This is a genomic window from Stenotrophomonas sp. GD03794 (genome assembly GCF_029842145.1).
In the GTDB taxonomy this organism is placed as follows: Bacteria; Pseudomonadota; Gammaproteobacteria; order Xanthomonadales; family Xanthomonadaceae; genus Stenotrophomonas; species Stenotrophomonas riyadhensis.
The window spans coordinates 43,913-66,808 of sequence record NZ_JAOCFV010000024.1 but is presented as its reverse complement, the minus strand read 5'-3'; the positions used below and the strand labels follow the sequence as shown (position 1 = coordinate 66,808).

The 22,896-nt window shown below is 66.2% G+C and carries 29 protein-coding genes, 4 tRNA genes and 1 riboswitch; of the genes, 14 read left to right on the top strand and 19 right to left on the bottom strand.

Translation table 11 applies throughout. The features are described 5' to 3' along the window. Positions 1-111 precede the first annotated feature (111 nt). On the bottom strand, positions 112-477 hold the full coding sequence (locus N5D91_RS14165; RefSeq protein ID WP_110711830.1) for a DUF6164 family protein: 366 nt from the start codon (positions 475-477) through the stop codon (positions 112-114). Between the two features lie 70 nt (positions 478-547). On the opposite strand from N5D91_RS14165, the gene N5D91_RS14160 reads away from it, so the two are divergent. Then, positions 548-982, top strand: a complete 435-nt coding sequence (locus N5D91_RS14160; RefSeq protein ID WP_049421508.1) for an FKBP-type peptidyl-prolyl cis-trans isomerase — start codon at positions 548-550, stop codon at positions 980-982. After that, on the top strand, positions 969-2,216 hold the full coding sequence (locus N5D91_RS14155; RefSeq protein WP_110711829.1) for a TIGR03862 family flavoprotein: 1,248 nt from the start codon (positions 969-971) through the stop codon (positions 2,214-2,216). The genes N5D91_RS14160 and N5D91_RS14155 overlap by 14 nt, the downstream gene beginning before the upstream one ends. 109 nt (positions 2,217-2,325) lie before the next feature. On the opposite strand, the gene N5D91_RS14150 is transcribed toward N5D91_RS14155, so the two are convergent. The 4 genes from N5D91_RS14150 to N5D91_RS14135 form a co-directional block, all read right to left on the bottom strand. After that, the gene (locus N5D91_RS14150) at positions 2,326-2,787 is read right to left on the bottom strand and encodes a GNAT family N-acetyltransferase (protein ID WP_153855168.1); all 462 of its coding nucleotides are present in this window, start codon (positions 2,785-2,787) and stop codon (positions 2,326-2,328) included. Between the two features lie 102 nt (positions 2,788-2,889). Then, on the bottom strand, positions 2,890-4,512 hold the full coding sequence (locus N5D91_RS14145) for an FMN-binding glutamate synthase family protein (protein WP_180854931.1): 1,623 nt from the start codon (positions 4,510-4,512) through the stop codon (positions 2,890-2,892). A gap of 55 nt (positions 4,513-4,567) precedes the next feature. Beyond that, positions 4,568-5,854, bottom strand: a complete 1,287-nt coding sequence (locus N5D91_RS14140) for a nucleotide sugar dehydrogenase (protein WP_180854930.1) — start codon at positions 5,852-5,854, stop codon at positions 4,568-4,570. A gap of 141 nt (positions 5,855-5,995) precedes the next feature. Beyond that, positions 5,996-6,430 carry a BLUF domain-containing protein gene (locus N5D91_RS14135; RefSeq protein ID WP_110711825.1) on the bottom strand — a complete coding sequence of 145 codons (435 nt, stop codon included), beginning with the start codon at positions 6,428-6,430 and terminating at the stop codon, positions 5,996-5,998. Positions 6,431-6,561: 131 nt separating this feature from the next. Between N5D91_RS14135 and N5D91_RS14130 the strand changes: the two genes are divergently transcribed. Both N5D91_RS14130 and N5D91_RS14125 read left to right on the top strand, forming a co-directional pair. After that, a tRNA-Leu gene (locus N5D91_RS14130) sits at positions 6,562-6,648 on the top strand. A 474-nt stretch (positions 6,649-7,122) separates the two neighbouring features. Next, positions 7,123-8,298, top strand: a complete 1,176-nt coding sequence (locus N5D91_RS14125; protein ID WP_180854929.1) for an ankyrin repeat domain-containing protein — start codon at positions 7,123-7,125, stop codon at positions 8,296-8,298. On the opposite strand, the gene N5D91_RS14120 is transcribed toward N5D91_RS14125, so the two are convergent. The 3 genes from N5D91_RS14120 to N5D91_RS14110 form a co-directional block, all read right to left on the bottom strand. Beyond that, positions 8,287-8,457, bottom strand: coding sequence for a hypothetical protein (locus N5D91_RS14120; protein ID WP_153855172.1), 171 nt, complete (start codon positions 8,455-8,457; stop codon positions 8,287-8,289). The genes N5D91_RS14125 and N5D91_RS14120 overlap by 12 nt on opposite strands. A 100-nt stretch (positions 8,458-8,557) precedes the next feature. Further along, a complete protein-coding gene (hemN, locus tag N5D91_RS14115; RefSeq protein ID WP_180854928.1) occupies positions 8,558-9,967 on the bottom strand; it encodes an oxygen-independent coproporphyrinogen III oxidase in 1,410 nt (469 codons plus the stop codon). A gap of 44 nt (positions 9,968-10,011) precedes the next feature. Next, a complete protein-coding gene (locus N5D91_RS14110) occupies positions 10,012-10,452 on the bottom strand; it encodes a group III truncated hemoglobin (protein WP_110711823.1) in 441 nt (146 codons plus the stop codon). 179 nt (positions 10,453-10,631) lie between these two features. Between N5D91_RS14110 and N5D91_RS14105 the strand changes: the two genes are divergently transcribed. Both N5D91_RS14105 and N5D91_RS14100 read left to right on the top strand, forming a co-directional pair. Further along, complete coding sequence (locus N5D91_RS14105) at positions 10,632-10,919, top strand: hypothetical protein (RefSeq protein WP_110711822.1); 288 nt, start codon at positions 10,632-10,634, stop codon at positions 10,917-10,919. Beyond that, entirely contained in the window at positions 10,916-11,965 is a 1,050-nt protein-coding gene (locus tag N5D91_RS14100; protein WP_110711821.1) for a 4Fe-4S dicluster domain-containing protein, read from the top strand. Before N5D91_RS14105 ends, N5D91_RS14100 begins: the two co-directional genes overlap by 4 nt. Before the next feature lies 1 nt (position 11,966). Here the strand turns inward: N5D91_RS14100 and N5D91_RS14095 are convergent, their stop codons facing one another. After that, positions 11,967-12,203 carry a hypothetical protein gene (locus N5D91_RS14095; protein ID WP_088025582.1) on the bottom strand — a complete coding sequence of 79 codons (237 nt, stop codon included), beginning with the start codon at positions 12,201-12,203 and terminating at the stop codon, positions 11,967-11,969. A gap of 353 nt (positions 12,204-12,556) precedes the next feature. Continuing rightward, on the bottom strand, positions 12,557-12,766 hold the full coding sequence (locus N5D91_RS14090; RefSeq protein WP_110711820.1) for a hypothetical protein: 210 nt from the start codon (positions 12,764-12,766) through the stop codon (positions 12,557-12,559). A 111-nt stretch (positions 12,767-12,877) separates the two neighbouring features. Between N5D91_RS14090 and N5D91_RS14085 the strand changes: the two genes are divergently transcribed. Both N5D91_RS14085 and crcB read left to right on the top strand, forming a co-directional pair. Then, positions 12,878-13,279 carry a helix-turn-helix transcriptional regulator gene (locus tag N5D91_RS14085; RefSeq protein ID WP_110711819.1) on the top strand — a complete coding sequence of 134 codons (402 nt, stop codon included), beginning with the start codon at positions 12,878-12,880 and terminating at the stop codon, positions 13,277-13,279. Between the two features lie 22 nt (positions 13,280-13,301). Next, positions 13,302-13,365: riboswitch (Fluoride riboswitch) on the top strand. Positions 13,366-13,447: 82 nt separating this feature from the next. Next, on the top strand, positions 13,448-13,840 hold the full coding sequence (gene crcB, locus N5D91_RS14080; RefSeq protein ID WP_005412844.1) for a fluoride efflux transporter CrcB: 393 nt from the start codon (positions 13,448-13,450) through the stop codon (positions 13,838-13,840). 15 nt (positions 13,841-13,855) lie between these two features. Here the strand turns inward: crcB and N5D91_RS14075 are convergent, their stop codons facing one another. Continuing rightward, positions 13,856-14,689 carry an AraC family transcriptional regulator gene (locus N5D91_RS14075; protein ID WP_110711818.1) on the bottom strand — a complete coding sequence of 278 codons (834 nt, stop codon included), beginning with the start codon at positions 14,687-14,689 and terminating at the stop codon, positions 13,856-13,858. Between the two features lie 96 nt (positions 14,690-14,785). Beyond that, on the bottom strand, positions 14,786-15,298 hold the full coding sequence (locus N5D91_RS14070; RefSeq protein WP_180854927.1) for an ATP-binding protein: 513 nt from the start codon (positions 15,296-15,298) through the stop codon (positions 14,786-14,788). Positions 15,299-15,559: 261 nt separating this feature from the next. Between N5D91_RS14070 and N5D91_RS14065 the strand changes: the two genes are divergently transcribed. Both N5D91_RS14065 and N5D91_RS14060 read left to right on the top strand, forming a co-directional pair. Beyond that, positions 15,560-16,639, top strand: a complete 1,080-nt coding sequence (locus tag N5D91_RS14065) for a hypothetical protein (RefSeq protein ID WP_180854926.1) — start codon at positions 15,560-15,562, stop codon at positions 16,637-16,639. A gap of 90 nt (positions 16,640-16,729) precedes the next feature. Further along, positions 16,730-16,930, top strand: a complete 201-nt coding sequence (locus N5D91_RS14060) for a hypothetical protein (protein WP_110711815.1) — start codon at positions 16,730-16,732, stop codon at positions 16,928-16,930. A gap of 32 nt (positions 16,931-16,962) precedes the next feature. On the opposite strand, the gene N5D91_RS14055 is transcribed toward N5D91_RS14060, so the two are convergent. After that, a complete protein-coding gene (locus N5D91_RS14055) occupies positions 16,963-17,895 on the bottom strand; it encodes a LysR family transcriptional regulator (protein ID WP_197610514.1) in 933 nt (310 codons plus the stop codon). A gap of 105 nt (positions 17,896-18,000) precedes the next feature. Here N5D91_RS14055 and N5D91_RS14050 point away from each other — a divergent pair, with 105 nt between their 5' ends. Further along, entirely contained in the window at positions 18,001-18,621 is a 621-nt protein-coding gene (locus N5D91_RS14050; protein ID WP_180854925.1) for an NAD(P)H-dependent oxidoreductase, read from the top strand. Between the two features lie 57 nt (positions 18,622-18,678). Further along, complete coding sequence (locus tag N5D91_RS14045; RefSeq protein ID WP_180854924.1) at positions 18,679-19,443, top strand: thioesterase family protein; 765 nt, start codon at positions 18,679-18,681, stop codon at positions 19,441-19,443. Positions 19,444-19,458: 15 nt separating this feature from the next. On the opposite strand, the gene N5D91_RS14040 is transcribed toward N5D91_RS14045, so the two are convergent. Both N5D91_RS14040 and N5D91_RS14035 read right to left on the bottom strand, forming a co-directional pair. Further along, on the bottom strand, positions 19,459-19,728 hold the full coding sequence (locus N5D91_RS14040) for a hypothetical protein (protein WP_110711811.1): 270 nt from the start codon (positions 19,726-19,728) through the stop codon (positions 19,459-19,461). Positions 19,729-19,851: 123 nt separating this feature from the next. Then, positions 19,852-20,556 (bottom strand): winged helix-turn-helix domain-containing protein, encoded by a 705-nt coding sequence (locus N5D91_RS14035; protein ID WP_110711810.1) that lies wholly within the window; start codon positions 20,554-20,556, stop codon positions 19,852-19,854. Positions 20,557-20,661: 105 nt separating this feature from the next. Here N5D91_RS14035 and N5D91_RS14030 point away from each other — a divergent pair, with 105 nt between their 5' ends. Next, positions 20,662-21,303, top strand: coding sequence for a flavin reductase (locus N5D91_RS14030; RefSeq protein ID WP_180854923.1), 642 nt, complete (start codon positions 20,662-20,664; stop codon positions 21,301-21,303). Positions 21,304-21,313: 10 nt separating this feature from the next. On the opposite strand, the gene N5D91_RS14025 is transcribed toward N5D91_RS14030, so the two are convergent. Further along, a complete protein-coding gene (locus tag N5D91_RS14025) occupies positions 21,314-21,835 on the bottom strand; it encodes a GNAT family N-acetyltransferase (protein WP_180854922.1) in 522 nt (173 codons plus the stop codon). Positions 21,836-21,942: 107 nt separating this feature from the next. Here N5D91_RS14025 and N5D91_RS14020 point away from each other — a divergent pair, with 107 nt between their 5' ends. Then, on the top strand, positions 21,943-22,347 hold the full coding sequence (locus N5D91_RS14020) for an NUDIX domain-containing protein (RefSeq protein ID WP_153855179.1): 405 nt from the start codon (positions 21,943-21,945) through the stop codon (positions 22,345-22,347). Positions 22,348-22,419: 72 nt separating this feature from the next. Here the strand turns inward: N5D91_RS14020 and N5D91_RS14015 are convergent. The 3 genes from N5D91_RS14015 to N5D91_RS14005 all read right to left on the bottom strand — a co-directional run bounded on the left by N5D91_RS14015 (position 22,420) and on the right by N5D91_RS14005 (position 22,853). Next, positions 22,420-22,493 (bottom strand) — tRNA-Cys (locus N5D91_RS14015). A gap of 66 nt (positions 22,494-22,559) precedes the next feature. Then, positions 22,560-22,635 (bottom strand) — tRNA-Gly (locus N5D91_RS14010). A gap of 142 nt (positions 22,636-22,777) precedes the next feature. Then, positions 22,778-22,853 (bottom strand) — tRNA-Gly (locus tag N5D91_RS14005). Between the last annotated feature and the right edge of the window lie 43 nt (positions 22,854-22,896).

The window sequence follows — 22,896 nt, the reverse complement described above, 5'->3', positions numbered from 1 at the left end:
ACACCGCCCTGCCCACCACGGATTGCCTGCTGTTGCTGTTGCTGTTGTAGTTGCTGTTGTAGTTGCCCTGGCATCGGCGGGTGCCGGGTGCAACCCGGCCAGAAGCCCCCCTTACCCCCGCAACAGCACGAACGGCAGCAGCACCAGCGCCGCCGCACCCACCATCCCCAACAGCACCAGCACCACATACGCCGGCCGCCGCCGGAACAGGCTGCCGAAGGTCTCCGCCGTGCCATCGCGCAACGCCTGCTCGCGCTCGGCACGGATGCGTGGCCCGCGCTCAGCCTGGTACTCCGCCATCAGCGCCTTCGCACGCGGATGATCGGCGTCCTCGCGCAGCCACAGGCCGCCGTTGGAAATGCCCCAGGGGCTGGGTTCGGTGCGATACCAGGCGATGCCGTGCTGGTCGAGCAGCGTGCAGACATCGGCATATTCGTCGTCGCCGACATTGCGCAGATTGAGCAGGAGTTTTGCCATGCCCCCATGATACCCGGCGCCGATGCGCTACCCTTGCCGCCCTCGCCCTGCGCCCTTCCGGAGACGCCCGATGCGCCGCCTGCTGCTTCCCCTGCTGCTGTCCCTCGCCGCCGTTGGCTGCTCGACCGAACCGTCCGGCCCGCCGCCGGGTGGCACCCTGACCACCTTCGAGCGCATCGATACCGTCCCGGGTACCGGCGCCGAAGCCGTTGCCGGCAACAAGGTGACCGTGCACTACACCGGCTGGATCTACGACAACCGCACCGAAACCAAGCACGGCAAGACCTTCGACAGCTCGGTCAGCCGTGGCGAACCGTTCACCTTCGCGCTCGGCGCCGGCCAGGTCATCCGCGGCTGGGATGAGGGCGTGGCCGGCATGAAGGTCGGCGGCAAGCGCACCCTGATGATCCCGCCGGACTACGGCTACGGCGACCGCCGGGTTGGCCCGATCCCGGCCGGCTCGTCGCTGGTGTTCGATGTCGAGCTGCTCGATGTCAAACCGTAATACCGCATCGCCCCATCGGGTCGCCGTCATCGGCGGCGGCCCGGCCGGCCTGTTCGCCGCCGAGCGCCTGCGCGCCGCTGGGCTGGAGGTCGACCTGTACGAGGCCAAGGGTTCACCCGGCCGCAAGTTCCTGATCGCCGGCAAGGGCGGGCTCAACCTCACCCATTCCGATCCGCGGCCGCTGTTCGACAGCCGCTACCGCGAGCGGGCCGAAGCGGTTGGTCGCTGGCTGGATGGCTTCGACGCGCAGGCGCTGCGCGATTGGGCTGCCGGCTTTGGCGTGGAAACCTATGTCGGCAGCTCCGGCCGCGTGTTCCCGGTCGACCGCAAGGCTGCGCCGCTGCTGCGCGGCTGGGTGCGCCGGCTGAAGGAACAGGGCGTGCGCCTGCATGCCAACCACCGCTGGATCGGATGGGGCAACGACGGCGCGCTGCGCTTCGCCACCGAAGCGGGCGAGATCGATGTCCACGCCGATGCCACCGTGCTGGCCATGGGCGGCGGCAGCTGGCCGCAGCTGGGCAGTGATGGCGCCTGGGTCGCCCCCTTGCAGGCACGAGGCGTGGACATTGCGCCGCTGCAATCGGCCAACTGCGGCTTCGACATCGACTGGACGCCGTTCTTCGCCCAGCGCAATGCCGGCGCGCCGTTGAAGCCGGTGGTCGCGCACTGGCTCGACCTGGCGGGACAATCGCAGTCGCTGCAGGGCGAATGCGTGGCCAGCGAGTACGGCATCGAAGGCAGCCTGATCTACGCGTTGGCCGCAGACCTGCGCGAGACAATCAACCGCGATGGCCACGCCATGCTGTGGCTGGACCTGGTGCCGGGACGCGATGAAGCACGCCTGCTGGCCGATCTGTCGCGCCCGCGCAAGGGTCGCAGCTTCGGCGAACACCTGCGTCGCCAGGCCGGCCTGGATGCAGTGAAGGCCGCGCTGGTGTTCGAGATCCTTGGCAAGGACGCGGGCAACGACCTGCCTGCCGTGGCCGCCACGCTCAAGCGCCTGCCGTTGCGCCTGCTGCGTCCACGGCCGATGGCCGAGGTGATCAGCACGGCTGGCGGCGTGCGCCTGGATGCGCTGGATGATGGCCTGATGCTGCGGGCAGTGCCCGGCGTGTTCTGTGCCGGCGAGATGCTGGACTGGGAGGCACCTACCGGCGGCTATCTGCTGACGGCGTGCTACGCCAGCGGCCTGCGTGCTGCTGAAGGCGTGATCGGATGGCTGGCCGGGCGATGAGACCCGCATTGTAGAGTCGAGCCATGCTCGACTGCTTTTTGATTCAGGCGATAAAGCAGTCGAGCATGGCTCGACTCTACAAAAGCCGTCGAGCAAGCTCGACGCTACATCACCATGGCCTGCGCATGCTCACCGAGGCCAGCGCCACACCGCTGGGATGCGGGTAGGCTTCCTCCCGCACGGCAATGAATCCCTGCCGTTGATAGAACGGCACCGCATTGAGCGAGGCCGACAGCACTACCTCGCGCTCGTGGTCGGCCATCGCCAGCAACCGCTGCATCAGTGCCTGGCCGATCCCCCTGCCGCCGCGATCCGGATCGACAAACAGCGCATCGACTTCATTGGCGTTGGCATCGAACACGCCGAAACCGAGCAGGGCACCCTGCCCGTCCTCGGCCACCACGCATCCGCCCTGCGACAACAGCCGCGCGTACTGCGACGGTGGTGGCGAGGCCGACCACGGTGCGATGACCTCCGCCGGATAGTGGCTGCTGCAGGTCTCGCGCACGCAGCGCGTGCGCAGGGCCCACAGCGTGGCGACGTCGTCGATGGTGCCGGTCCTGAACTGCATGACATCTCCTTGTAGCGTCGAGCCATGCTCGACTGTTCTTCGTTCCGACGTCGCGATGCCTGATCGAAAGGCAGTCGAGCATGGCTCGACACTACAGAATCGCTATCGCGACTTGCTGGCGCGCAGCGCCTGGATCTTCGGCGGCGGCTGGAACGAGTCGCTGCGTGCATCGGCCCAGAACGCATGGAACACCGCATGGTCCGGCACCTTGTGCAGCAGCTCGCCCGGTTCCAGGTAGCGGTACAGCGAGGCCAGCGAACGGATCTCCACCGGCGAAACACGGCGCAGGATGTGTTCCGGCCCAAGTTCAGCCGGATCATTCAGGCCGGCGGCACACAGCAGCTCCTTCAAGGCATGCAGCGTGTGCTCGTGGTAGCTGTACACACGGGTGGCCTTGTCCGGCGCATCCAGGTGCTTCCAGCGTGCCGGATCCTGGGTGGCGATGCCGGTCGGGCACTTGTCGGTGTGGCAGCTCAGCGACTGGATGCAACCCAGCGCGAACATGAAGCCTCGGCCGGCATTGCACCAGTCGGCCCCCAGCGCGATGGTGCGCGCAATGTCGAAGGCACTGGTGATCTTGCCCGCCGCGCCGATGCGGACGCGTTCGCGCAGGTCGAGGCCAACCAGGGTGTTGTGCACCAGCAGCAGCGCTTCGTGCATCGGCACGCCGACATGGTCGACGAACTCCGCCGGTGCCGCACCCGTGCCGCCCTCGGCGCCGTCGACCACGATGAAGTCCGGCAGCAGGCCGGTTTCCTGCATCGCCTTGGCAATGCCGAACCACTCCCACGGATGGCCGATGGCCAGCTTGAAACCGACCGGCTTGCCACCGGACAGCTCGCGCAGGCGCGCAACGAACTGCAACAGCTCAACCGGCGTCGAGAACGCTGAGTGGCGTGACGGCGACACGCAGTCCACGCCCATCGGTACGCCGCGCGTCACCGAGATCTCGGCGGTCACCTTCGGTGCTGGCAGCACGCCACCGTGGCCCGGCTTGGCACCCTGCGACAGCTTGATCTCGATCATCTTGACCTGGTCGTGGGTGGCATTGGCAACGAAGCGCTCTTCGCTGAAGCCCCCATTCTCGTCACGGCAACCGAAGTAGCCCGAACCGATCTCCCACACCAGGTCACCGCCCATCTCGCGGTGATACGGCGAGATCGAGCCTTCGCCAGTGTCGTGGTAGAAGCCGCCACGGCGCGCGCCTTCGTTCAGCGCGCGGATCGCATTGGCCGACAACGAACCGAAGCTCATCGCCGAAATGTTGAACACGCTGGCCGAATAGGGCTTGGCACAGTTGGCGCCGATCAACACGCGGAAATCGTGCTTGGCGATGGACGTGGGTGCCAGCGAATGGTTGATCCATTCGTAGTCCACCGCATAGGTGCTGCGCAGGGTACCGAACGGCACCGTGTCCATCTCGTTCTTGGCCCGCTGGTAGATCAGCGCGCGCTGCTGGCGCGAGAACGGCACGTCCTCCAGGTCGCTCTGCACGAAATACTGGCGGATCTCCGGGCCGATCGACTCCAGGCCGTAGCGGAAGTGCGCCATCACCGGATAATTGCGGCGCAGCGTGCTGCGCTTCTGCAGCAGGTCCCAGGTCCCCAGCGCCACCATCGCGGCAGTCAGGCCGACGCCCCAGTACCAGGCCGGCCAGATCGTGGCCAGCCACAGGCATATCGGGAACATCAGGATGGCGAGCAGGTAGACGATATACCGGTGCATGGCTTTCCTCGGTTGCAACTGCCCCCGAGTCTACCGTGCCGCCCGCCCTCCGGGCTTACAGTCGACCGTCAACCACGTTGCGCGGCCAGGCCGATTTCACATCGTAGACCAGGCCACCTGGGGCCAGCAGGCCCCGGATTCCCGCCTCGTCCATCGCCTTGAAGCGGGCATGGGCCACCGCCAACACCACCGCGTCGTAGCTCCCCGTGACCGGCTCGGCCAGCCACTGCACACCGGCCTCCGCCAACGCCGCCGGGCCCACCCAGGGATCACTGACTTCAACCTCCGCACCGGCATCGCGCAGGCGCTGCGCAAGCTCCAGCGCGCGGCTGTTGCGCAGGTCCGGGCAATCCTCCTTGAAGGTGACGCCGAGCACCAGGATGCGTGCCTGCACCGGTGCGCGGCCACGCTCCGCCAGCATCGCCAGCACCCGCGTGGCCACGTGCTCGCCGACGCGGTTGTTGACCTGCCGCGCGGTATGGATCAGGTCCGGGTGGTAACCCACGCTCTCGGACTTGTGCAGCAGGTAATACGGATCCACGCCGATGCAGTGGCCACCCACCAGGCCTGGCCGGAACGGCAGGAAATTCCACTTGCTGCCCGCCGCGTCAAGCACGTCCTGGGTGTCGATGCCGAGCCGATCGAAGATCAGCGCCAGCTCGTTGACCAGTGCGATGTTGACATCACGCTGGATGTTCTCGACCACCTTGGCCGCTTCGGCCACGCGCATCGTCGGCGCCGGGAAGGTACCGGCGGCGATGATGCGCTGGTACAGGCCGTCGATCACCGCGGCAACCTCCGGTGTCGAACCGGAGGTGATCTTGCGGATGTCGGCCAGGCGACGCTGGCGGTCACCCGGACTGACCCGCTCGGGGCTGTAGCCGCAGTAGAAGTCTTCGTTGAAACGCAGGCCCGAGCCCTCCTCCAGCAGCGGCACGCAGACTTCTTCGGTCGTACCCGGGTACACCGTGGATTCGTAGATCACCAGGTCGCCCACGCGCAGATGGCTGGCGATCAGCCGGCTGGCAGATCGCAGCGGCTCCAGGTCGGGCTGCTCATAGGCATCGATCGGGGTCGGCACGGTGACGATGTAGACATTGCAGGCATCGAGCAGTGCCGGATCACTGCCGTACTGCAGCTGCTGTGCACTGGCCAGCTCATCGGCATCCATTTCCAGCGTGTGGTCCTGGCCACTGCGCAGCTCGGCGATGCGGCCGGCATCGATATCAAAGCCCAGCGTCGGCCAGTGCCTGCCGAAGGCCACCGCCAACGGCAGGCCGACGTAGCCCAGACCGATCACCGCAAACCGGGGGGCGACGGCCGCCGCAACCGGCGCACTCATCGGCACATCCCGTGCAACGGATGCGATCGCACATACGCTGCCATGGCTTCGGCCAACTCACTCATTCGCTGCACCACTCCGGGAAACCCACACCAGAAAGGCTACAGCCTAACGGCCACGGCGCCCTGCCGCCAAGGCAGGTCAGGAGCCCAGTGCGACCGCGGCCGGTTCCAGTTCACCGTCGGCGCCGGTCCAGGCCTGCCGCAGACGCTCGAATCCACCGCTGCCCAGCAGGAAGCCCGGCCAGGCGGCATCGATGATCTGCGCCAGCAGGTCCGCCTCGATCCGTCGCGTGCCCATGGACCAGCGCGGGAACGCACGCTGCGCGACCGGCGCGCGGCACAACACCTTCAGTTGCCCATGGCTGCGCGCGTTGAGGATGCGCGGAAACACCGAATCGATGCCATCTTCCGGACCTTCCAGATACTGCAGGAAGCGCGATCCATCGAACATCAGCACACCGGTGACGCCGGCTACACGGTTGAATGCCGTGGCATCGGCCAGCAGGCGGTCGAGATCGGTTGTCTGCAGATCGGCGCGGGCCTCACTGGCATAGGCAATCGCGTGCAGCGACATCAGATGGCTCCCCCCCTGGGAACGATGGCTGGGACTATGACATGAATAGGAACGACAGTTAAGCACGTCACCCCGCCAATGCAATCCAGCCACCGTGCGGCGGGTGGGCTACAATCGGCGCCGCGCTGCAGGCCCGGATGGCGAAACTGGTAGACGCATCGGACTTAAAATCCGCCGGGGGCAACCCCATGCCGGTTCGATTCCGGCTCCGGGCACCAAGGCTTTTACGACGATCATCGATCGCGTTCCCGCTCCGCAATTTTCTCGACGCTCCGCAATCTGCTCCAACGCATGATGCCAAGCGAGCAACAGATGGCGTCTGCGACGCAATGTCGCGGTTACCTCAAACACCTCGCCGCATCTGCTGCAGCCCTGCACTCACCCATGCCTTGCGCGCGTCCTTCGGGCGGGGCTTGGGCTCTGCCGGCGGCTTACGCGGTTCCAGCGCTTCCCTGACTCGCGCCGTGGCAGTTTCGTACAGCTCCCCGTGGTCGACTTCGGCCAGCCAGGCCTGGCAGATCTCGCCCCTTGCCTGGCCGAGATCCAGCCCAGCTACGATCTGGGGCGTCGGCACGGCGCTGTCCACGCGCACCCGGGGTGACTGCAGGCTATTCCCCGCGTAGCCTGTCCGCTTCAAGAACGGCAGACAGCGAGATAGGCTTGCCGACCAACGCTGGGTTCATGGAAGAAGCATGATTGATCAACACCCATTGGGTATCGAGCACGAGAGTGAACTGGATCGCCTGTACGACGCCATAGAGGCGGGTGAACTGGACGTGGTGCGCTCCATCGCGGACGCGCAGCCAGCTTTACTGTGGCTGGCCCACTTTGGCTATGCAGGGGACGACAGCGTGTTGCACCTGGCGGCGGCAAGCGGCCAGGAGGCGGTGTGCCAATGGCTGCTGGCCTGGGGGCTTCCGGCGGACATGAACTTCGGCGGAGATGATCACCGGACGCCGTTGATGGAAGCAGTGTCTGGCGGTCACGCCGCTGTGTGCAAGCTGCTGCTGCAGGCGGGTGCCGATCCGGATGGCACCGCGCTGATGCGCTGTCACCCGCTGTACGCCGCTGCCCTCGAAGGGCATGGGGATATCGTGGAGCTGCTGCTGCAGGCCGGTGCCGACGTCAACCGCCTGCACCGGCAGTTGAATCAGTCGGCGTTGGATGCTGCGCGCATCTGGGGCCATCCCGAGGTCGCTGCGACGTTGGAGCGACACGGGGGCAGAAGCGTGCGCGACTACCAGGGTCCCTACGTGCAGGGAGCCGGTGAATCGATCATCGTCTTCGTGCACAACACGGTCGGGCCGGTGCTCCGACCAGAATTCTCGCCGGCGTCGCGTGACCCGAGGGCATCACTGCACCTGGGCCTGATTGACGGCAGATCCGACTTCAAGCTGCTGTTCAGCACCGGACTACATGAAGCCGGTACACCGATGATCGAGCTCTTCCTCCCTCTGCAGCGCAACTGGCCACTGCCACGCACAGGGCTGGGCGACGATAGCGTGTGGCGTTTCCCGCAACTGCTGATGTCGCGCATGGTGGCACAAGTGTTCGCACACGGGCCGATCAGCGAGGGGCACCTGATTGAACGCAGCGATCCCGAGTTCACTGACCTGCCGTGGCCGGAGGGGGTCGATGCACTGCTGGCCGTGGATAGGCCCTGGAACCCGGAGGACGAGCGCGATTCGATCCCGCCGGACGAGCGCGTCAACCTGCTGGTGCTGGCCCCGGTCAAGTACACCCGCAAAGGCAGGCCCGATGCCAGCGCCCTGGCGAACCTGCTAGAACGCAAGCGCATGGCCAGCTGGCGCGTGCTGTCGTTGCGTCGTGAGGATCCACCTGACGGCGTGGCAGTCCTACCGGGCTGACCAAGCGACGCCTCGGCGCGGCGCTTGCACAAGCTTCGTCAACCTGGGCACCTTCACCGTCATTACCCGCGACAGCAGCGGCGTCCCGGCAGACATCCCCAGCTCGACCTGCTTGAGCGCGTAGGCAATCTGCTCCTCGGTAAAACGGGACTTCTTCATCGCCTGATTCCTCGTGATCCACGGGGGTCAATGCGGAGAGAAGTCTCTGCTTTACGCTGGCCCGGTTTTTTGGGGGTGGGTCACACTGCGCGACGGAACCTCAGATCGCACGCGAATAGCGCGGCTGCTCATGCGCCGCACGCAGGTACGGATCGAAGCACATCGCCAGCAACCGCAGCAGCGGCCGCCCCGGCTCGCTGGCACGCACTACACCGTCGCGGTATTCGGCCAGGCCATCTTCCTGCAGCCGCTGAACCGAACGCAGGTCTTCGGCGAAGTACTGCTCGAAATCGACGCCATGACGCTGGCCCAGCGCAGTGCCATCCACCTCGCCCTGGCACATCAGCTGCTGGATCAGTTCCGCACGCAACTGGTCGTCGGCGCTCAGCGCCACCCCACGCCACACCGGCAGCTGGCCTTGGTCCACCGCGTCCTCCCACGACGGCAGATCGCGCGGATTCTGGCTGTAGGTGGCACCGATGTGGCTGATCGCACTCACGCCCAGGCCGAGCAGATCGGTATCGGCGTGGGTGGTGTAGCCCATGAAGTTGCGATGCAACTGGCCGGCACGCTGCGCTCGCGACAGATCCTCTTCCGGCAACGCAAAGTGATCCATGCCGATGTACTGGTAGCCCGCCGCGGAGAGCTTCTCCACCGCCAGGCCCAGCAACGCCAGCTTGTCCTCCGGCGACGGCAAGCGGCGTTCGTCGATCTGCTTCTGTGCGCGGAACAGATGCGGCAGGTGCGCGTAGCCGTAGACCGCCAGGCGGTCCGGGCGCAGCGCCAGCACCAGCTCGAGGGTGCGACCGAAGCCTTCCAGGCTCTGCCCCGGCAACCCATAGATCAGGTCGACATTGACCGATCGCATGCCGCTGTCGCGGCACGCGCGCAGGATGTCCAGCGTCTGTTGCACGCCCTGCACGCGGTTGATCGATTCCTGCACCTGCGGATCGAAATCCTGCACGCCCAGGCTGGCCCGGTTGAAGCCCAGCCGCGCCAGCATGGCGACGTCGCGGGTATCGATGAAGCGCGGATCGAGCTCGATCGAGAAATCGCGTTGCGCCGAATCGCTGAAATCGAAGCGCCGGCGCAGCCCCTCCACCAGCGTGGTCATCGCCTCGGCATCAAGGAAGTTCGGCGTGCCGCCACCCAGATGCAGCTGGATGACCTCGCGGCCATCCTCGAACTGCGGTGCCAGCAGATCAGCCTCGGCCAGCACCCGCGCGACGTAGCTGTGGCCGCGGCCGCGATCGCGGCTGATCACCCGATTGCAGCCACAGTAGAAGCAGGGACTGGAACAGAACGGCACGTGCACGTACAGCGACAGCGCACGCGCCAGCTGGTTGCTGTCGGCGATCGCCTGGCGCAGCGCCGGCGCGTCGAAACCATCATGGAAATGCGGCGCGGTCGGATACGAGGTGTAACGAGGGCCCGGCCGGTCGTGCCGACGCAGCAGGTCGGGGTCGAAGGTCCAGGCCAGGCCGCCAGCGGTGGGAGAGAACGTGTCCATGCCGCCAGCATCGCGCCGGACAGCCTGCGCCGCCTTGACCCAGATCAATCCTTGGCAGGGATGCCCAGCACCGGCAGGCCGACCTGTGGCCAGCGCAGCATCTGGTAGCGCTTCCAGAAGGTGTCACCGATGCGCGCGGCCACATCGTTGGCCAGTTCCTGCATCGGCGGGTTGCTGCATTCGGCGGTGGTGATCCGGAACAGCACCAGCCAGCGGTCGAACAGGTCCTTGTCCAGCTCGATCGCCATGTGCTTGGACATTGGCGAACCCTTGAAGCGGCGGGTACCGCGCAGCATCGCCGACCAGAAGTCGACCAGCTGTGCCAGGTGTTCCGGCCAGTCATGCACGTGCGCCTCGAACACCGGCCCCAGCCGCTCTTCCTCGCGCACGCGCGCATAGAAGTCGTGGACCAGGCGGGTCACTTCCTGCTCGGTGCACAACTCGGGCGAGGCAACGGGAAGAACAGGCGGCGGTGTTGCGTTCATCAGGGTACCCAAAGCGTGCCGGCAGTGTGCCGCACGCAGGCGGCACCGCCGTTGATCCAGATCAATGTCGGCGCAGTCCGCTGCACCTAGGCTGGCACGCTTGCAGGAAGCATGCCCTGCGGAAGCTGCGCCAGCCTTGGCGGAGTATACGCGCCGCCCACTTTTCGATCCGGGACAGCATGAACAGACCCTCCCCCAGTCGCCGCCAGCGGCTGATCCAGCATTGGGGCGCCATCCTCTGGCCCAGCTTCATCGCCGCCGGCGTGGCCAGCGTGGTGTTCTTCGCCTTCGTCGACCCGTTGCGCCTTCAGGCGATCAGCTTCCCGGGCACGGCCATCAGCCGCGAGCTGGGCTATACCGCAGGCTTCTTCATGTTCTGGACGGTGACGGCGCTGTCCAGCGCGGTCACCTGGTACCTGCAACGACCGATGCCGAGCGACGACGACGACGAGCTGCCGCTGGGATGAGCACACCCTGCACAACCCCACCACGCCCCTGGCGCTGGCGCGGGGCGCTGAATGCCGCCTTGCTGGCCCTGTTCTACGCGCTGCCGTGGCTGCGCTGGGACGGACGCCAGGCGTTGCTGCTGGACATCAATGCCCGGCGCTTCGACCTGTTCGGCTGGACCCTGTGGCCCGGCGACGTCGGTGTGCTGATCGGACTGCTGGCGGTGCTTGCGGTGGGCTTTGCGCTGCTCACCCATCTTGCCGGGCGCGTCTGGTGCGGCCATGCCTGCCCGCAGACCCTGTGGCGCCGCGCCTTCGACGGGATCGCCCGCGCCGTGTCCCGCCTGCTTCCCGCCTCGCTGGCGCGCCTGGCGACGCAGCTGGCCTGGGGACTGTTGTCACTGTGGACCGGCGTCACCTTCGTCGGTCTGTTCAGCCCGATCGCCGAACTGGTGGCCGCTGCGCCGCGGGCTGGCTGGAGTGGCTGGGAAACCTTCTGGGTGCTGTTCTATGCGGCCGCCACCTGGGGCAATGCCGGTTTCCTGCGCGAGCAGGTCTGCCGTTCGTTGTGCCCGTTCGCACGCATGCAGCCGCTGCTGACCGATCCGCATACGCCACGCATGCTGTACGACGCTCGCCGCGGCGAGCCGCGAGGGCCGCGTCCCTCCGGCCTCGGCGGCGTGCTGGGACGGGGGCGTGGCCTGCTCGACCCGACCACCGCGCAGGATTACGTGTTCCGCGCCGCGCATCCGCTGCTGGCCGGACCGATGCCGACCTTCAGTGCCGATCGTCTCGGTGACTGCACGGACTGCGCCGCCTGTGTCAGCGCCTGTCCGATGCAACTGGACATCCGCCAGGGGCCGCAGGCCGATTGCCTGGCCTGCGGCGCCTGCCTGGAAGCCTGCGCAGGGCAACAGCACCGGGCCGGTTTCGGTCCGGGGCTGGTGCGCTACTGCAGTCCGCAGGCGATGGCCGGACAAGCGCGGCGCTGGTGGCGACCGCGAACCCTGGCCCTGCTGTCGATGTTGCTGGCGCTGCTTGCCTGCGGCGCCTGGCGCCTGCTCTGAATCAACGCGGCCCGCTGGCGTGCGGCGGAACCAGCTGCGCACGTCGGACGATGCCCAGCTGCTCGATGATCAGCGCCATTTCGTTGGTGACTTCGGTACGCTCGGTCCCCTGCGGGACCAGGCGGTCCAGCACCTGCTGGTAGGTATCCCAGAACGCCGGACCGCATCCGTGTTTGTGATAGCTGGCTTCCAGTTCGCGGCGTACCCGTTCAGCCAAGCCATGCATGCCGTATTCCATACGACCTCCGTTGGACTTGTTCTGCATCGTTGACGGTCTACCGACTCACTTGCGTGCTACTGAAAGACTCCCGGGCTTCACGCCCGGTTGATGCCAATTAGTCATAGATTTCACGACAGGTCAATTACATGCAGCGACTTTCGTGATCGAAATTATTAATCGTTCACGAAACTACATACGGGGCCCCGGCCGTCCCGGATGGGTCGAACCCGACATGCCCCTCGGATCCCAGGCTCCCACTTCCGGTTGAAGAGATTGATCGGCTCTCCCCGATCCATCGAATCTACCTATTTTGCTAAGTGTACTTAGCAAATAGTGCTAAGTGTGCTGTATGCGACAAAAGACGGCGCAGTTCAGATGGATTCGCTGCCCTTCGCTTCAGTCGCGGGGAACAGGTTCGGATAACGCTGATGCAGGATGTACTGCCTCAGGGCAGGAATCGGGAACTCCTTGGGCCATTGCGACACGGCAGATCGGCTTATGCCAAAGAAGCGCGCCAGTTCGGCATCGGTCTGGAATCCCAGCCGGGTACGCACCTGCCGCTTGCTCCAGAATTCGGTCACGGTCGGTCCTTCTGTTAACCAGACTGATTCTTGCGACAAGGCTTCTTCGCAATCCACGCGTTAAGCTGGCTTGCATAGATGAATACTCTCGGCCAACGACTCGCCGCCGCCATGAAGAAAGCCGGGCACCCTCGCCCGGCCGATCTGGCCCGCGCCGCGCACTCCACCACGGCAACCATCAGCAACTGGTTGAACGACCACGTCAGCCCCTCCCATGTGAAGGCCGAACAGCTGTTCCGCATCGCCGATGCGGCCAAGCTGGACGCGCGCGAGCTGCTGTACGGGATGAGCGGGCTGGGCGTAGGCGAACGGGGCAATGCCTACATCCCCAGCCAGGCCCATCTGGATGTCTGGCAGGACGCCTATGAGCTGGTCAGCCATCTGGTGGCCGAGAACGGGCTGGAGATCGACCACCGCCGCCATGCGGCGCTGGATCTGCTCGCGTTCGAACTGCTGATGGATGGCTTCAGCCGCAGCAAGGTGGCTCGCGTTCTGACGACCTCGATGACGTGAATGCACCGCCGCTGGTAGCATGGACCGCGATGGGGATGGGGCTCCCCCGATAACCGCCTGAGAAGGCTGATGGCTCCTGCCAGGACGAACCAGGTGTTCGTCGACGGCAGGTCGTGCCTGCCCTCGGCGTTCGCCACTGACCCTGCGAACCCGCATTCGAGGCACGCCATGCAAGCATTGAACAACTATTTCCTGGTCTTCGTCGGCGGCGGCATCGGCGCCTGCCTGCGCCACGCCTGCAACCTGATCGGCGCGCGGGTGGCGGTCGGCAGTCCCTGGCCCTGGTCGACCTTCCTGATCAACATCAGCGGTGCGCTGCTGATGGGCGTGGTGGTCGAGGTCTTCGCCATGCGCAATGGCGCCTCGCCGCAGCTGCGCCTGTTGCTGGCCACCGGCATCCTCGGCGGCTACACCACGTTTTCCACCTACGCGCTGGAGATCGGTCTGCTGCTGCAGCGTGGCCAGCATGGGTTGGCGGCACTGTATGCCGGTGGCTCGGTGGCGCTGGGCCTGGCCGGTCTGTTCGGTGGCATGAAGCTGGCCCGGCTGGTGCTGGGCTGAGGCTGAGGCTGAGGCTCAGGCCGCACCCGCGCGTGCCTGTCCGCGCCACTCCCGCGGCGACTGCCCGGTGTGCGCCTTGAACGCGCGCGACAGCGCCGCTTCGCTGCCATAGCCGACATCGTCGGCGATCCGCTTCAAGGGGCGCCCCTGCCGCAGCGCCTGCTGCGCCAAGCCCACCCGCCAGCCCTGCAGGTACTGGCCCGGGGTGGTGCCCATCGCCTCACGGAAGCTGGCCGCGAACACGCTGCGCGACATGCCGGCGACATCGGCCAGGTCTTCCAGCGTCCACGCCTGAGCCGGCGCTTCGTGCATCGCCACCAGCGCCAGACGCAGCCGCGGATGACCGAGCCCGGCGAACAGGCCGCCGCGCATCTCGCCCCCTTCCATCAGCTGACGCAGCACCTGGATCATCACCACCTCGAACAGCCGGTTGACCATCGCCGCACGGCCACAACGCTGCTCGAAGGCCTCTTCGAACAGCAGTTCCAGCGCCGCGTGGCCGCCATACAGATCCGCCAGCGGCAGGCAGATGAAATCCGGCAGTGCCGCGCTGATCGGATTGAGCGGGCCACCTTCGAAATGCAGGTTTGCGCAGGCCATGTCGGCGCCGTGCTGCGGGTCGGTACTGAAGCGGTGCGGCATCGGCCGCGGGTACAGCAGCAGGCTGGGCACCTCGACCTGCACAGTCTGCTGGCCGTGGCTGACCTGCAGCGGGCCGCGCCGCACCAGATGCAGCTGGCCGGCCTCATCCTCCCCCTGCAGGGTGTTGATGCCGCACAGCGCGCCGGCATGGAACACCGAGGCGGTGACCGCGAAGCGTTCGAGCAGGATGGCAAGACGGTCGACCACGGCGGGACTCCAGATCAAGCGGGTTGGGTTCAATACGTCAAATCGTATCGGAATCGCCGCCACGGTGAACAACTGAGCACGGCCCTTCCCGAGCCCTCACCCCTCCTGCATATGACGGATCACCACGAAGCCCTCCTCCGGCGCAGGTGCCACGAAGTGGCTGGTGATCTGCTCGAAGGCTTCATCACTCGCCTGGAACGGGTGTTCACCGCACGCGTTGCGGGCGCGCAGACGCGCCTTGCAGATGGCATCGGGAACATCGAGAAAATGCAGTTGATGGGCAACGCCGGCCGACTCGAACAGTTCGCGGCCCCAGGCGCGGGCGGCGGGCGTGTTGAACGGAACGTCGAGCACGACCGGAACGCCGGCCTGCAGGATCGCGCATACATGCTGCGTCAGCGCGCCGCGCAACGCGGCCGCGCGCTGCAGGTAATCGGCGATGGAATGGATCTGGTCGGGATACAGCGCGGCCAGCCAAGCGTCCTCGCTGATCAGCACGTGACGTGGCTGCGCCGCCAGCTGCTGCGACAGGGTGGATTTTCCGGCGCCGATCTTGCCGCATACCAGGTGCAGGGTCGGGGCGTCGCCGTTCGATGAAAGCGGGTGCATCTGCGTTCTCCTCGGTGGATTCCAGTACCCGGGAGAGCGCCGCATGCAACCCGCCTTCCCGGGCGGGTTGCATGGCCGTGACGACCGCGCGCTATCCCGCCTTCCCGTGGGGAATGCGGATAATCGACGCGATGGTGTGAAGGGCCATGCCATCAGCGTAGAACGCAGCACGGCCGACCGGCAATCCCCTGCGGCAGTGCAGCGCGCGCAACAATTCGCAGGCATCTATGCTCGGCGCCATTCCCGGATGGAATGACCACCATGCGCCCCTTGCTTCGTTGCGCCCTCGCCCTCGGCCTGCTGCTGCTGCTTTCGGCATCGCTGCTGGCTGCGTCACCGCCTGCACCGCGCATGCTCAGCGGTGAACTGCAGGGGGCACCCTGGCGCCTGGACGTGCCGGCTGACTGGAACGGCGACCTGGTGATGCTGGCGCACGGCTACGAGCCGGTGGGCGTGCCGCGCACTACGCCGATGACCGCCAATGACAGCACTGCAACGCTGCTGGCCGCAGGCTACGCCGTCGCGCAGAGCGCCTATGCCAGCCAGGGCTGGGCCGTGGCCGATGCGATCACCGACATGGAGCGTCTGCGCCAGCACGCGCTGGGCGAACTCAAGCGTGTGCGCCACACCTGGCTGCTCGGATTCTCGATGGGCGGTGCGGTGACACTCGCCAGCCTCGAGCGCTACCCGCAGCACTACGCCGGTGGCGTCTCGCTGTGCGGTGCCAACCTCAATGGCGAACAGATCGCCGCGGATCTGCTGACCACGCTGGTCGCCTTCGATTACTTCTTCCCCAACGCGGAAGGCCTGCCGGCCAGTGGACTGGCGTCGCATGAAGCTGCCGCGTTGCCGCAGGGAGCGCTCTATCAAGGCATCGCCGGCGCGCTGCAGCAGAACCCCCAGCATGCCGACGTGCTTGCCAAGCAACTACAGGTCGCTCCGGATGCACTTGCCGGCACGATCAGCCTGCACGCACTGGTCCTGCACGAACTGGCGACACGTAGCGGCGGCATGCCGGTGGGCAACAGGGGCGTGGTCTACCGTGGCTTCGGTGACGACACGGCGTTCAATGCCGGCGTGCAGCGTCTCGACGCCATGCCTGCGGCGCAGGCCGATGTCCGCGCGAAGCTGGCACTGAGCGGCGCGTTGAAGCGACCGCTGGTGATCCAGTTCAACAACAACGACCCCACCATCGTGCCGCATATGCAGGCGGTGTATCCGCAGCTGGCGGCACATGCCGGCGCACGGCCGTTGCCGAAGGTGCTGCCTGCGGCGGGCGAAGGGCATTGCGGTTTCTCTGAAGCCGACGTGGTCGAGGCGTTGAAGGCTGCACGGCGGTGAGCACAACGCGTGTCGCGGTGCGTCAAGGCCGCGATGGAAGGACTGCTATGGTAGCCCCGCCCATTGAAGGGCAGACAAAGGACTGACGTGATGATCAAGACGACCTTGAAGACCGTGATGCTCCTTGGCATGGCCGTGACTGGCCTGGCCTTCGCCGCAGATTCCTGCGACTTCTGCACGCTGAAATACGAGCAGTGCCTGCGCGCGACACATGGACCGTTGGGCAAGACCTCCGAACAATGCGACGCCGAGTACCGCCTGTGCCGTGAAATGGATTGCCCGTCTCCCTGACCGGCATCCGGCCGGCTCCTGCGGGAGCCGGCTCAGCGCCCACCGGTGCGTCCGGCCTCCACCTCCAGCAGGCGTGCCGGCAACTGCTGCAGCAATGCGTCCACCGCTACCCGCGTCTTCAACGGCAGGTGCGGCACCCGCGGCCACACCGCATGGATGGGATAGATCGCACTGGAGGCGGCCGGAAAAACTTCCAGCAACCGCCCCTGCTGCAGGGCATCGCGCACCAGCCAATACGGCAGCCAGGCCACGCCCAACCCTGCCACGACCGCATCGGCCACGCCCTGCAGATCGTCCATCTGCACGCGTGCATCCGGCTTCAACACCTGCGGCTCGCCCTCCACCCGCATCTTCCATTCCATCACCTGGCCGCGCCGGCTGTAAGCCACCGCCTCCAGCCCACGCAGTGCGTCCACGGTGTGCGGCAGCTCGCGCCCGGCCATGAACGCCGGCGAGGCGCAGATCGCCATACGGTGTTCGCCCAGCGGCCGCGCCACCAGATCGCTGCTGTCCGGCAATGCGCCAATGCGGATCGCCAGGTCGATGCCCTCCTCGCGCAGGTCGACCGTACGATCATTGAACTGCAGGTCCAGCGCCAGCGCCGGATGCTGCCGCGCCAGCTCAAGCAGGATCGGTGCGATGCACAGGTGGCCGAACAACACCGGCAGGGACACGCGCAGGCGACCGGCAACCTGTTTGCGCCCGCCCTCGAGCGCAGCCTCGCCTGCACGGATTTCCTCCAGCGCGCGCAGGCAATGCTGGTAGTAGAGCGCCCCCGCCTCGGTCAATTGCTGGCTGCGGGTGGTGCGCTGGAACAACTGCGTGCCCAGTCGTGCTTCCAGCCGCGCAATGCTCTTGGCCACTGCCGAACGGGTGACCTGCAGCGCATCAGCGGCCTGCGCGAAGTTGCCAGCCTGCACCGTGGCCACGAACACATCGATACCGTTGAGATCGGACAGGGCCACGATGTATCCATTCCGGAACCAATGGATGGACAAAATAGAGCCACTGGCGAAATTTTCAAAGTCTAGAGTGGACGCCCTCCCTTCCACGCAGATCGACTTCCCGCCATGAGCAAGGTGCTTGTCCTCCACTCCAGCCTCAACGGCACCGCCTCGCGCAGCGCCGGCCTGATCAATCGTTTCCTCGCCGAGCGTGCCGCACAGGGCTTCGATGACGCCGTCACCGTGCGCGACCTCACCGCACTGGACCTGCCGGTGCTGGATGAGGAGATCTTCCACGCCCTGCGCGGTGCAGAGAACCCGGGGCCGCGCGCACGACAGGCCATCGCGCTGTCCGATGCGCTGATCGGCGAGCTGATGGACAGCGACCTGCTGCTGATCGCCGCGCCGATGTACAACCTCAACGTGCCGACGCCGCTGAAGAACTGGTTCGACCTGGTGGCGCGCGCGCGCGTGACCTTCCGCTACACCGACACCTGGCCGCAGGGCCTGGTCCAGGGCGTGGAAGCGGTGGTGTTCAGCCCGCGCGGCGGCGTGCATGTCGGCCAGGGCACCGACACGATGACGCCCTACCTGCAATCGGTGCTGGGCCTGATCGGCATCACCGAGGTTGATTTCGTCTACGCCGAAGGCATGGACATCCGCCCACATGGCATCGAGCAGGGCATGGCCCGCGCGCATGCACAATTGACCGCTTTGGCGCAGCGCATGCCATTGCCGACCGCTTAGGATGCAGAGGCCGGCAACCGCCCTGCCGCCTCTTTCCCCGCGGAAGCAACAGACACGATGGCCTTCTTCGAACGACTGAGCGATACCCGCTACTTGCCGACCGAACATACCGGCGGCGCCTGGAACATCCGCGAGCAGCACATCGCACCGGCGATCGGGTTGCTGGCCCACCACCTCGAACGCGACGCCGCGGCACGCGGTCATGGCTTCCTGATCGCGCGCCTGTCCTACGACATCCTCGGCACCATCCCGATCGAAGCGATGGACGCCGAGGTAGAGGTGCTGCGCGGCGGTCGCACCATCGAACTGGTGGAGGCCACACTTCGGCACAGTGACCGTCCAGCGCTGCGTGTGCGCGCCTGGTTGATGCGCCCGAACGACACCGAGACCATCGCCGGTACGCCGATCACCGGCATTGCGCCGCCGGAATCGATGCCGGCATGGGACCCGGGCACGGTCTGGCCCGGTGGCTTCATCCAGAGCATCGAGATCCGTCGCCACGATCAGGGACCCGGCCGTGCAACCTACTGGGCGCGCGCAACGCAGTCGCTGCTGGACGGCGAACCGGTCAGCCCCTTGGCCCGTGCCGCCACGCTGTTCGACCTGTCCAACGGCATGGCAGTACGCGCCGATCCGAAGGAAGTGGCCTTCCCGAACCTGGACCTCACCGCTCACCTGTTCGGCATGCCCGAAGGCGAGTGGCTGGGTTTCGATACGTCGGTGTCGTTCGGCCGCCAGGGCATCGGCCTGACCAGCACCGTGCTGCATGATGCGCGCGGCCCGATCGGAACACTCGGCCAGGCGCTGACGGTGCGCCCGTAATCGCAACGGGCGGCGTCAGCCGCCCAGCGTGCCCATGGTGAAGGTGTAGCCGGAACTCATCAGGAATTCGCGCATGCGCATTTCCGCGCGACGCGGTGAGGCCAGGTTGGCCGGTGCATACAGCGCGTAGACCACGCCGGCGCCTTCGATGGCCTCGCGCCGCACGCCACAGTGGCGGGTCTCCGAGGCGACCACCCAACCATCCTTCAACCGGTCCGGCCCGATCGATTGGCCGTTCATCAGCCGGAACGTCAACCAGCGTACTTCCGCAGCGGATTTGCTCATCGGTGGCATTCCGGCTGCGTACTGCGGTCCATCATGTCCTTGCTCGCCATTGCAGCTCCCTAAGACTTGGAACCTGACCATAGCGCCTCCGCATGTCGCGGGTGAATGAGACTGGCCGGGCGCTCAGGTCGCCAGGCCGAACCGCTTCCACAACGCTTCGCGCCCTGGCGGGGTCAGCCGCAGTTCGCGGCGGCCTTCTACGCGCCGCAGCCAATCGTTGTTCACGAAGCTGTCCAGCATCGCCTCGCCGACCAGCCCGGCCAGATGCGGGCGCCGCTCGGTGCAGTCCAGGCATCCCCGGCAATAGCGCGCGGGCCTGGCCGTCACCGGCTGCTGCAGCACCTCGGCCAGTGGCTGGCCGAGCTCCCGCAGGAACGCCGCGCCCTCCACGCTCACCTGCCAATAGCCGTCGCGCGGCAACACGTATCCGGACTGCAGCAGGTGATCGGTGATGGCCACCGCATGCACGCCGGCCAGGTGGCGGTAGCACGAGCGGGCCTCGCGCAGCGCCGGCAGGTTGCGTGACGCCGCAGCGGTGCATGACGGCGTGCGCTCGGCCACACGCAGGATACCCTCCAGCATGTCCGCGACCTCGGTCGAGGCCAGTCGATGGTAGCGGTGACGGCCCTGTGGAACGACCACCAGCAGATCACCCTCGATCAGGCGCCGCAGGTGCGTGCTCGCCGTCTGCGGCGTCACCCCGGCCACCCGCGCCAGCTCCATCGCGGTGTACGCGCGGCCGTCCATCAGCTGCAGCAACATCGTGGCACGTGCCTGGTCGCCGACCAGGGCACCGACACTGACAAGGGAACCGGAGGTGTGGACCATGCCGGCATTGTGGCATGCAGGCGCCGGCCGACAGTTCGATGCAGACCGAAGCATTGTCGGGCCGCCTCGGCGCACAGTCACCGCCCCGCTCTTCCGAGAACCCCAGTGACGAACCCTTCGATCCAGCGTCGGCGCATCACGCCTTCGGTCCTGTACCCGGGCACGCCGGTACTGCTGATGACCACGCTCAATCCCGACGGCAGCAGCAACATCAGCCCGCTCTCTTCGTTCTGGGCGCTGGGCAACCGGGTGGTACTGGGGCTCGGCACGCAGGGCCAGGGCTATCGCAACCTGCAGCTGCGCAACGAGTGCGTGCTGAACTTTCCCTCCTCTGCCCAGGCGGCCCAGGTCGAGGCCATCGCGCGTGCGACCGGCCGCGATCCGGTTCCCGATGCCAAGCAGGCGATGGGCTACGTGCATGTGCGCGACAAGTTCGCGCTGGGCGGCCTTACCGCAGTACCGTCAGCACAGGTGGCACCCGCTACGATTGCCGAATGCCCGCTGCAGGTGGAAGTCACGGTGATGGCGATGCACGCACCCAGTGATGACGATGGCCAGCACTTCGTGATCGTCGAAGGCCGCATCCGCTGCGTGCATGCGCATGAGGCGATCACCCATGCAGGCAGCCAGCACATCAATGTCGCTCGCTGGAAACCGTTGATCTATCTGTTCCGCCACTACCTGGGTGTGGGTGAACCAATCGGGCGCAACTTCCGCGCGCAGACGCCGGCACACGACCCGGCATAGAGGCGGTGATTCAAGGTGCCGGCGATGGTGGGTGGCTGGTCACTAAAATCCAGTACGACACCATGTCCACATAGCGGCCGTCGCGCTTCACCGCGCGCGGCTCGACGCCGGATTCGGTGAATCCCAACGATTCGTACAGTCCACGCGCGGCAGCGTTGTCTGCCAGCACCGTGAGCGTGAGCGACTCGATGCCATCCGCGCGTGCCGCCGCGAATGCCGCAAGGAACAGTTGACGGGCGATGCCGTGTCCACGATGGGCTGCGCCAACATGGACGCTGTGGACCTCCGCCGTATGCCGCCGCGCCAACCGCACCGGGCGCACATAGCGCAGGAAGCCCGCCAGCATGCCGTCAACGAACGTGCCGAAGTAGCGGGTACCAGGATCGGCAAGCTGGGCGCGCATCACGTCCGCCGCGTCATCCTGCGCCTCGGCCAGCGTGGACAGGAACGCCGCGGGCGACTCGCGAAGGGCCTGCAACCGTGCTTGCCAGAGAATATCGGCGTCGTCAGCGCTGAGTTGCCGGAGAAGCATGCGACACACCTGTGAGGTTGCTGATGCACAGGTGCCCAGCCTAGCGCGGGTTCGCCTGATGCGGCGTGCATGCAAGAATGAAAATCGTCCCTTCTTCATTCACCGCCATGACTGAACTGCAGATTCCCCGCGTTGGATGCGGCGCCGTCGTCCGTGATGCCGACGGCCGCATCCTGCTGATCCAGCGCGGACGCGATCCGGAGCGCGGGCATTGGGGCCTGCCCGGCGGCAAAGTCGACTGGATGGAAACGGTAGAGGCTGCCGTGGTCCGCGAAGTCCGCGAGGAGACCGCCTTGGAAGTGCAGCTGCTGCGCCTGCTATGCGTGGCCGATCATTTCGAGCCGGCGCTTGCGCAGCACTGGGTTGCGCCGATCTACGAGGCACGGGCAACTACCTGCACCGAGGCCTCCATCCAGGAGCCGGGTGTGCAGACCGGGCTAGGCTGGTTTGCCGAGGATTCACTGCCCCAGCCGCTGACGCAGGCCACGGTGCAGGCGCTGGCCCGGCTGTAGCGAGTATCGATCCGGGCACGTGCCGGTATCCAGACAAACAAAAAGCCCTGACCGGAGTCAGGGCTTTTCAATTGGAGGCCTCAAGCGGAATCGAACCGCTGTAAACGGATTTGCAATCCGGTGCATAGCCACTCTGCCATGAGGCCAACGTACTGCGCGCCAGGAACAGGGCCCTGACAAGACAAAACCCCATGATGGGGCCTGTCGGAACATGGAGCGGGAAACGAGACTCGAACTCGCGACCTCAACCTTGGCAAGGTTGCGCTCTACCAACTGAGCTATTCCCGCGTAAGCCGCCATGGTACCGGAAATCCGGAACACACACCAGCGATTTCACCTTTCTGACTGCGCGTAAAGCCTTGTGGCCCAACGTGCCCCGCCTTGCCGTGGCGGGAGAAAAACAAGGCCCCTACCGGGGCCCTGTAGAATCTGGAGCGGGAAACGAGACTCGAACTCGCGACCTCAACCTTGGCAAGGTTGCGCTCTACCAACTGAGCTATTCCCGCAGATTCCGTTCGACCTGCGTCGAAGGAGCGCTATTGTGTCCAA

Coding starts and splice junctions, on each gene's coding strand:
- N5D91_RS14165 (WP_110711830.1), bottom strand. CDS start 477: ATGGCAAAACTCCTGCTCAATCTGCGCAATGTCGGCGACGACGAATAT.
- N5D91_RS14160 (WP_049421508.1), top strand. CDS start 548: ATGCGCCGCCTGCTGCTTCCCCTGCTGCTGTCCCTCGCCGCCGTTGGC.
- N5D91_RS14155 (WP_110711829.1), top strand. CDS start 969: ATGTCAAACCGTAATACCGCATCGCCCCATCGGGTCGCCGTCATCGGC.
- N5D91_RS14150 (WP_153855168.1), bottom strand. CDS start 2,787: ATGCAGTTCAGGACCGGCACCATCGACGACGTCGCCACGCTGTGGGCC.
- N5D91_RS14145 (WP_180854931.1), bottom strand. CDS start 4,512: ATGCACCGGTATATCGTCTACCTGCTCGCCATCCTGATGTTCCCGATA.
- N5D91_RS14140 (WP_180854930.1), bottom strand. CDS start 5,854: ATGAGTGCGCCGGTTGCGGCGGCCGTCGCCCCCCGGTTTGCGGTGATC.
- N5D91_RS14135 (WP_110711825.1), bottom strand. CDS start 6,430: ATGTCGCTGCACGCGATTGCCTATGCCAGTGAGGCCCGCGCCGATCTG.
- N5D91_RS14125 (WP_180854929.1), top strand. CDS start 7,123: ATGATTGATCAACACCCATTGGGTATCGAGCACGAGAGTGAACTGGAT.
- N5D91_RS14120 (WP_153855172.1), bottom strand. CDS start 8,457: ATGAAGAAGTCCCGTTTTACCGAGGAGCAGATTGCCTACGCGCTCAAG.
- hemN (WP_180854928.1), bottom strand. CDS start 9,967: ATGGACACGTTCTCTCCCACCGCTGGCGGCCTGGCCTGGACCTTCGAC.
- N5D91_RS14110 (WP_110711823.1), bottom strand. CDS start 10,452: ATGAACGCAACACCGCCGCCTGTTCTTCCCGTTGCCTCGCCCGAGTTG.
- N5D91_RS14105 (WP_110711822.1), top strand. CDS start 10,632: ATGAACAGACCCTCCCCCAGTCGCCGCCAGCGGCTGATCCAGCATTGG.
- N5D91_RS14100 (WP_110711821.1), top strand. CDS start 10,916: ATGAGCACACCCTGCACAACCCCACCACGCCCCTGGCGCTGGCGCGGG.
- N5D91_RS14095 (WP_088025582.1), bottom strand. CDS start 12,203: ATGGAATACGGCATGCATGGCTTGGCTGAACGGGTACGCCGCGAACTG.
- N5D91_RS14085 (WP_110711819.1), top strand. CDS start 12,878: ATGAAGAAAGCCGGGCACCCTCGCCCGGCCGATCTGGCCCGCGCCGCG.
- crcB (WP_005412844.1), top strand. CDS start 13,448: ATGCAAGCATTGAACAACTATTTCCTGGTCTTCGTCGGCGGCGGCATC.
- N5D91_RS14070 (WP_180854927.1), bottom strand. CDS start 15,298: ATGCACCCGCTTTCATCGAACGGCGACGCCCCGACCCTGCACCTGGTA.
- N5D91_RS14065 (WP_180854926.1), top strand. CDS start 15,560: ATGCGCCCCTTGCTTCGTTGCGCCCTCGCCCTCGGCCTGCTGCTGCTG.
- N5D91_RS14060 (WP_110711815.1), top strand. CDS start 16,730: ATGATCAAGACGACCTTGAAGACCGTGATGCTCCTTGGCATGGCCGTG.
- N5D91_RS14050 (WP_180854925.1), top strand. CDS start 18,001: ATGAGCAAGGTGCTTGTCCTCCACTCCAGCCTCAACGGCACCGCCTCG.
- N5D91_RS14045 (WP_180854924.1), top strand. CDS start 18,679: ATGGCCTTCTTCGAACGACTGAGCGATACCCGCTACTTGCCGACCGAA.
- N5D91_RS14040 (WP_110711811.1), bottom strand. CDS start 19,728: ATGAGCAAATCCGCTGCGGAAGTACGCTGGTTGACGTTCCGGCTGATG.
- N5D91_RS14035 (WP_110711810.1), bottom strand. CDS start 20,556: ATGGTCCACACCTCCGGTTCCCTTGTCAGTGTCGGTGCCCTGGTCGGC.
- N5D91_RS14025 (WP_180854922.1), bottom strand. CDS start 21,835: ATGCTTCTCCGGCAACTCAGCGCTGACGACGCCGATATTCTCTGGCAA.
- N5D91_RS14020 (WP_153855179.1), top strand. CDS start 21,943: ATGACTGAACTGCAGATTCCCCGCGTTGGATGCGGCGCCGTCGTCCGT.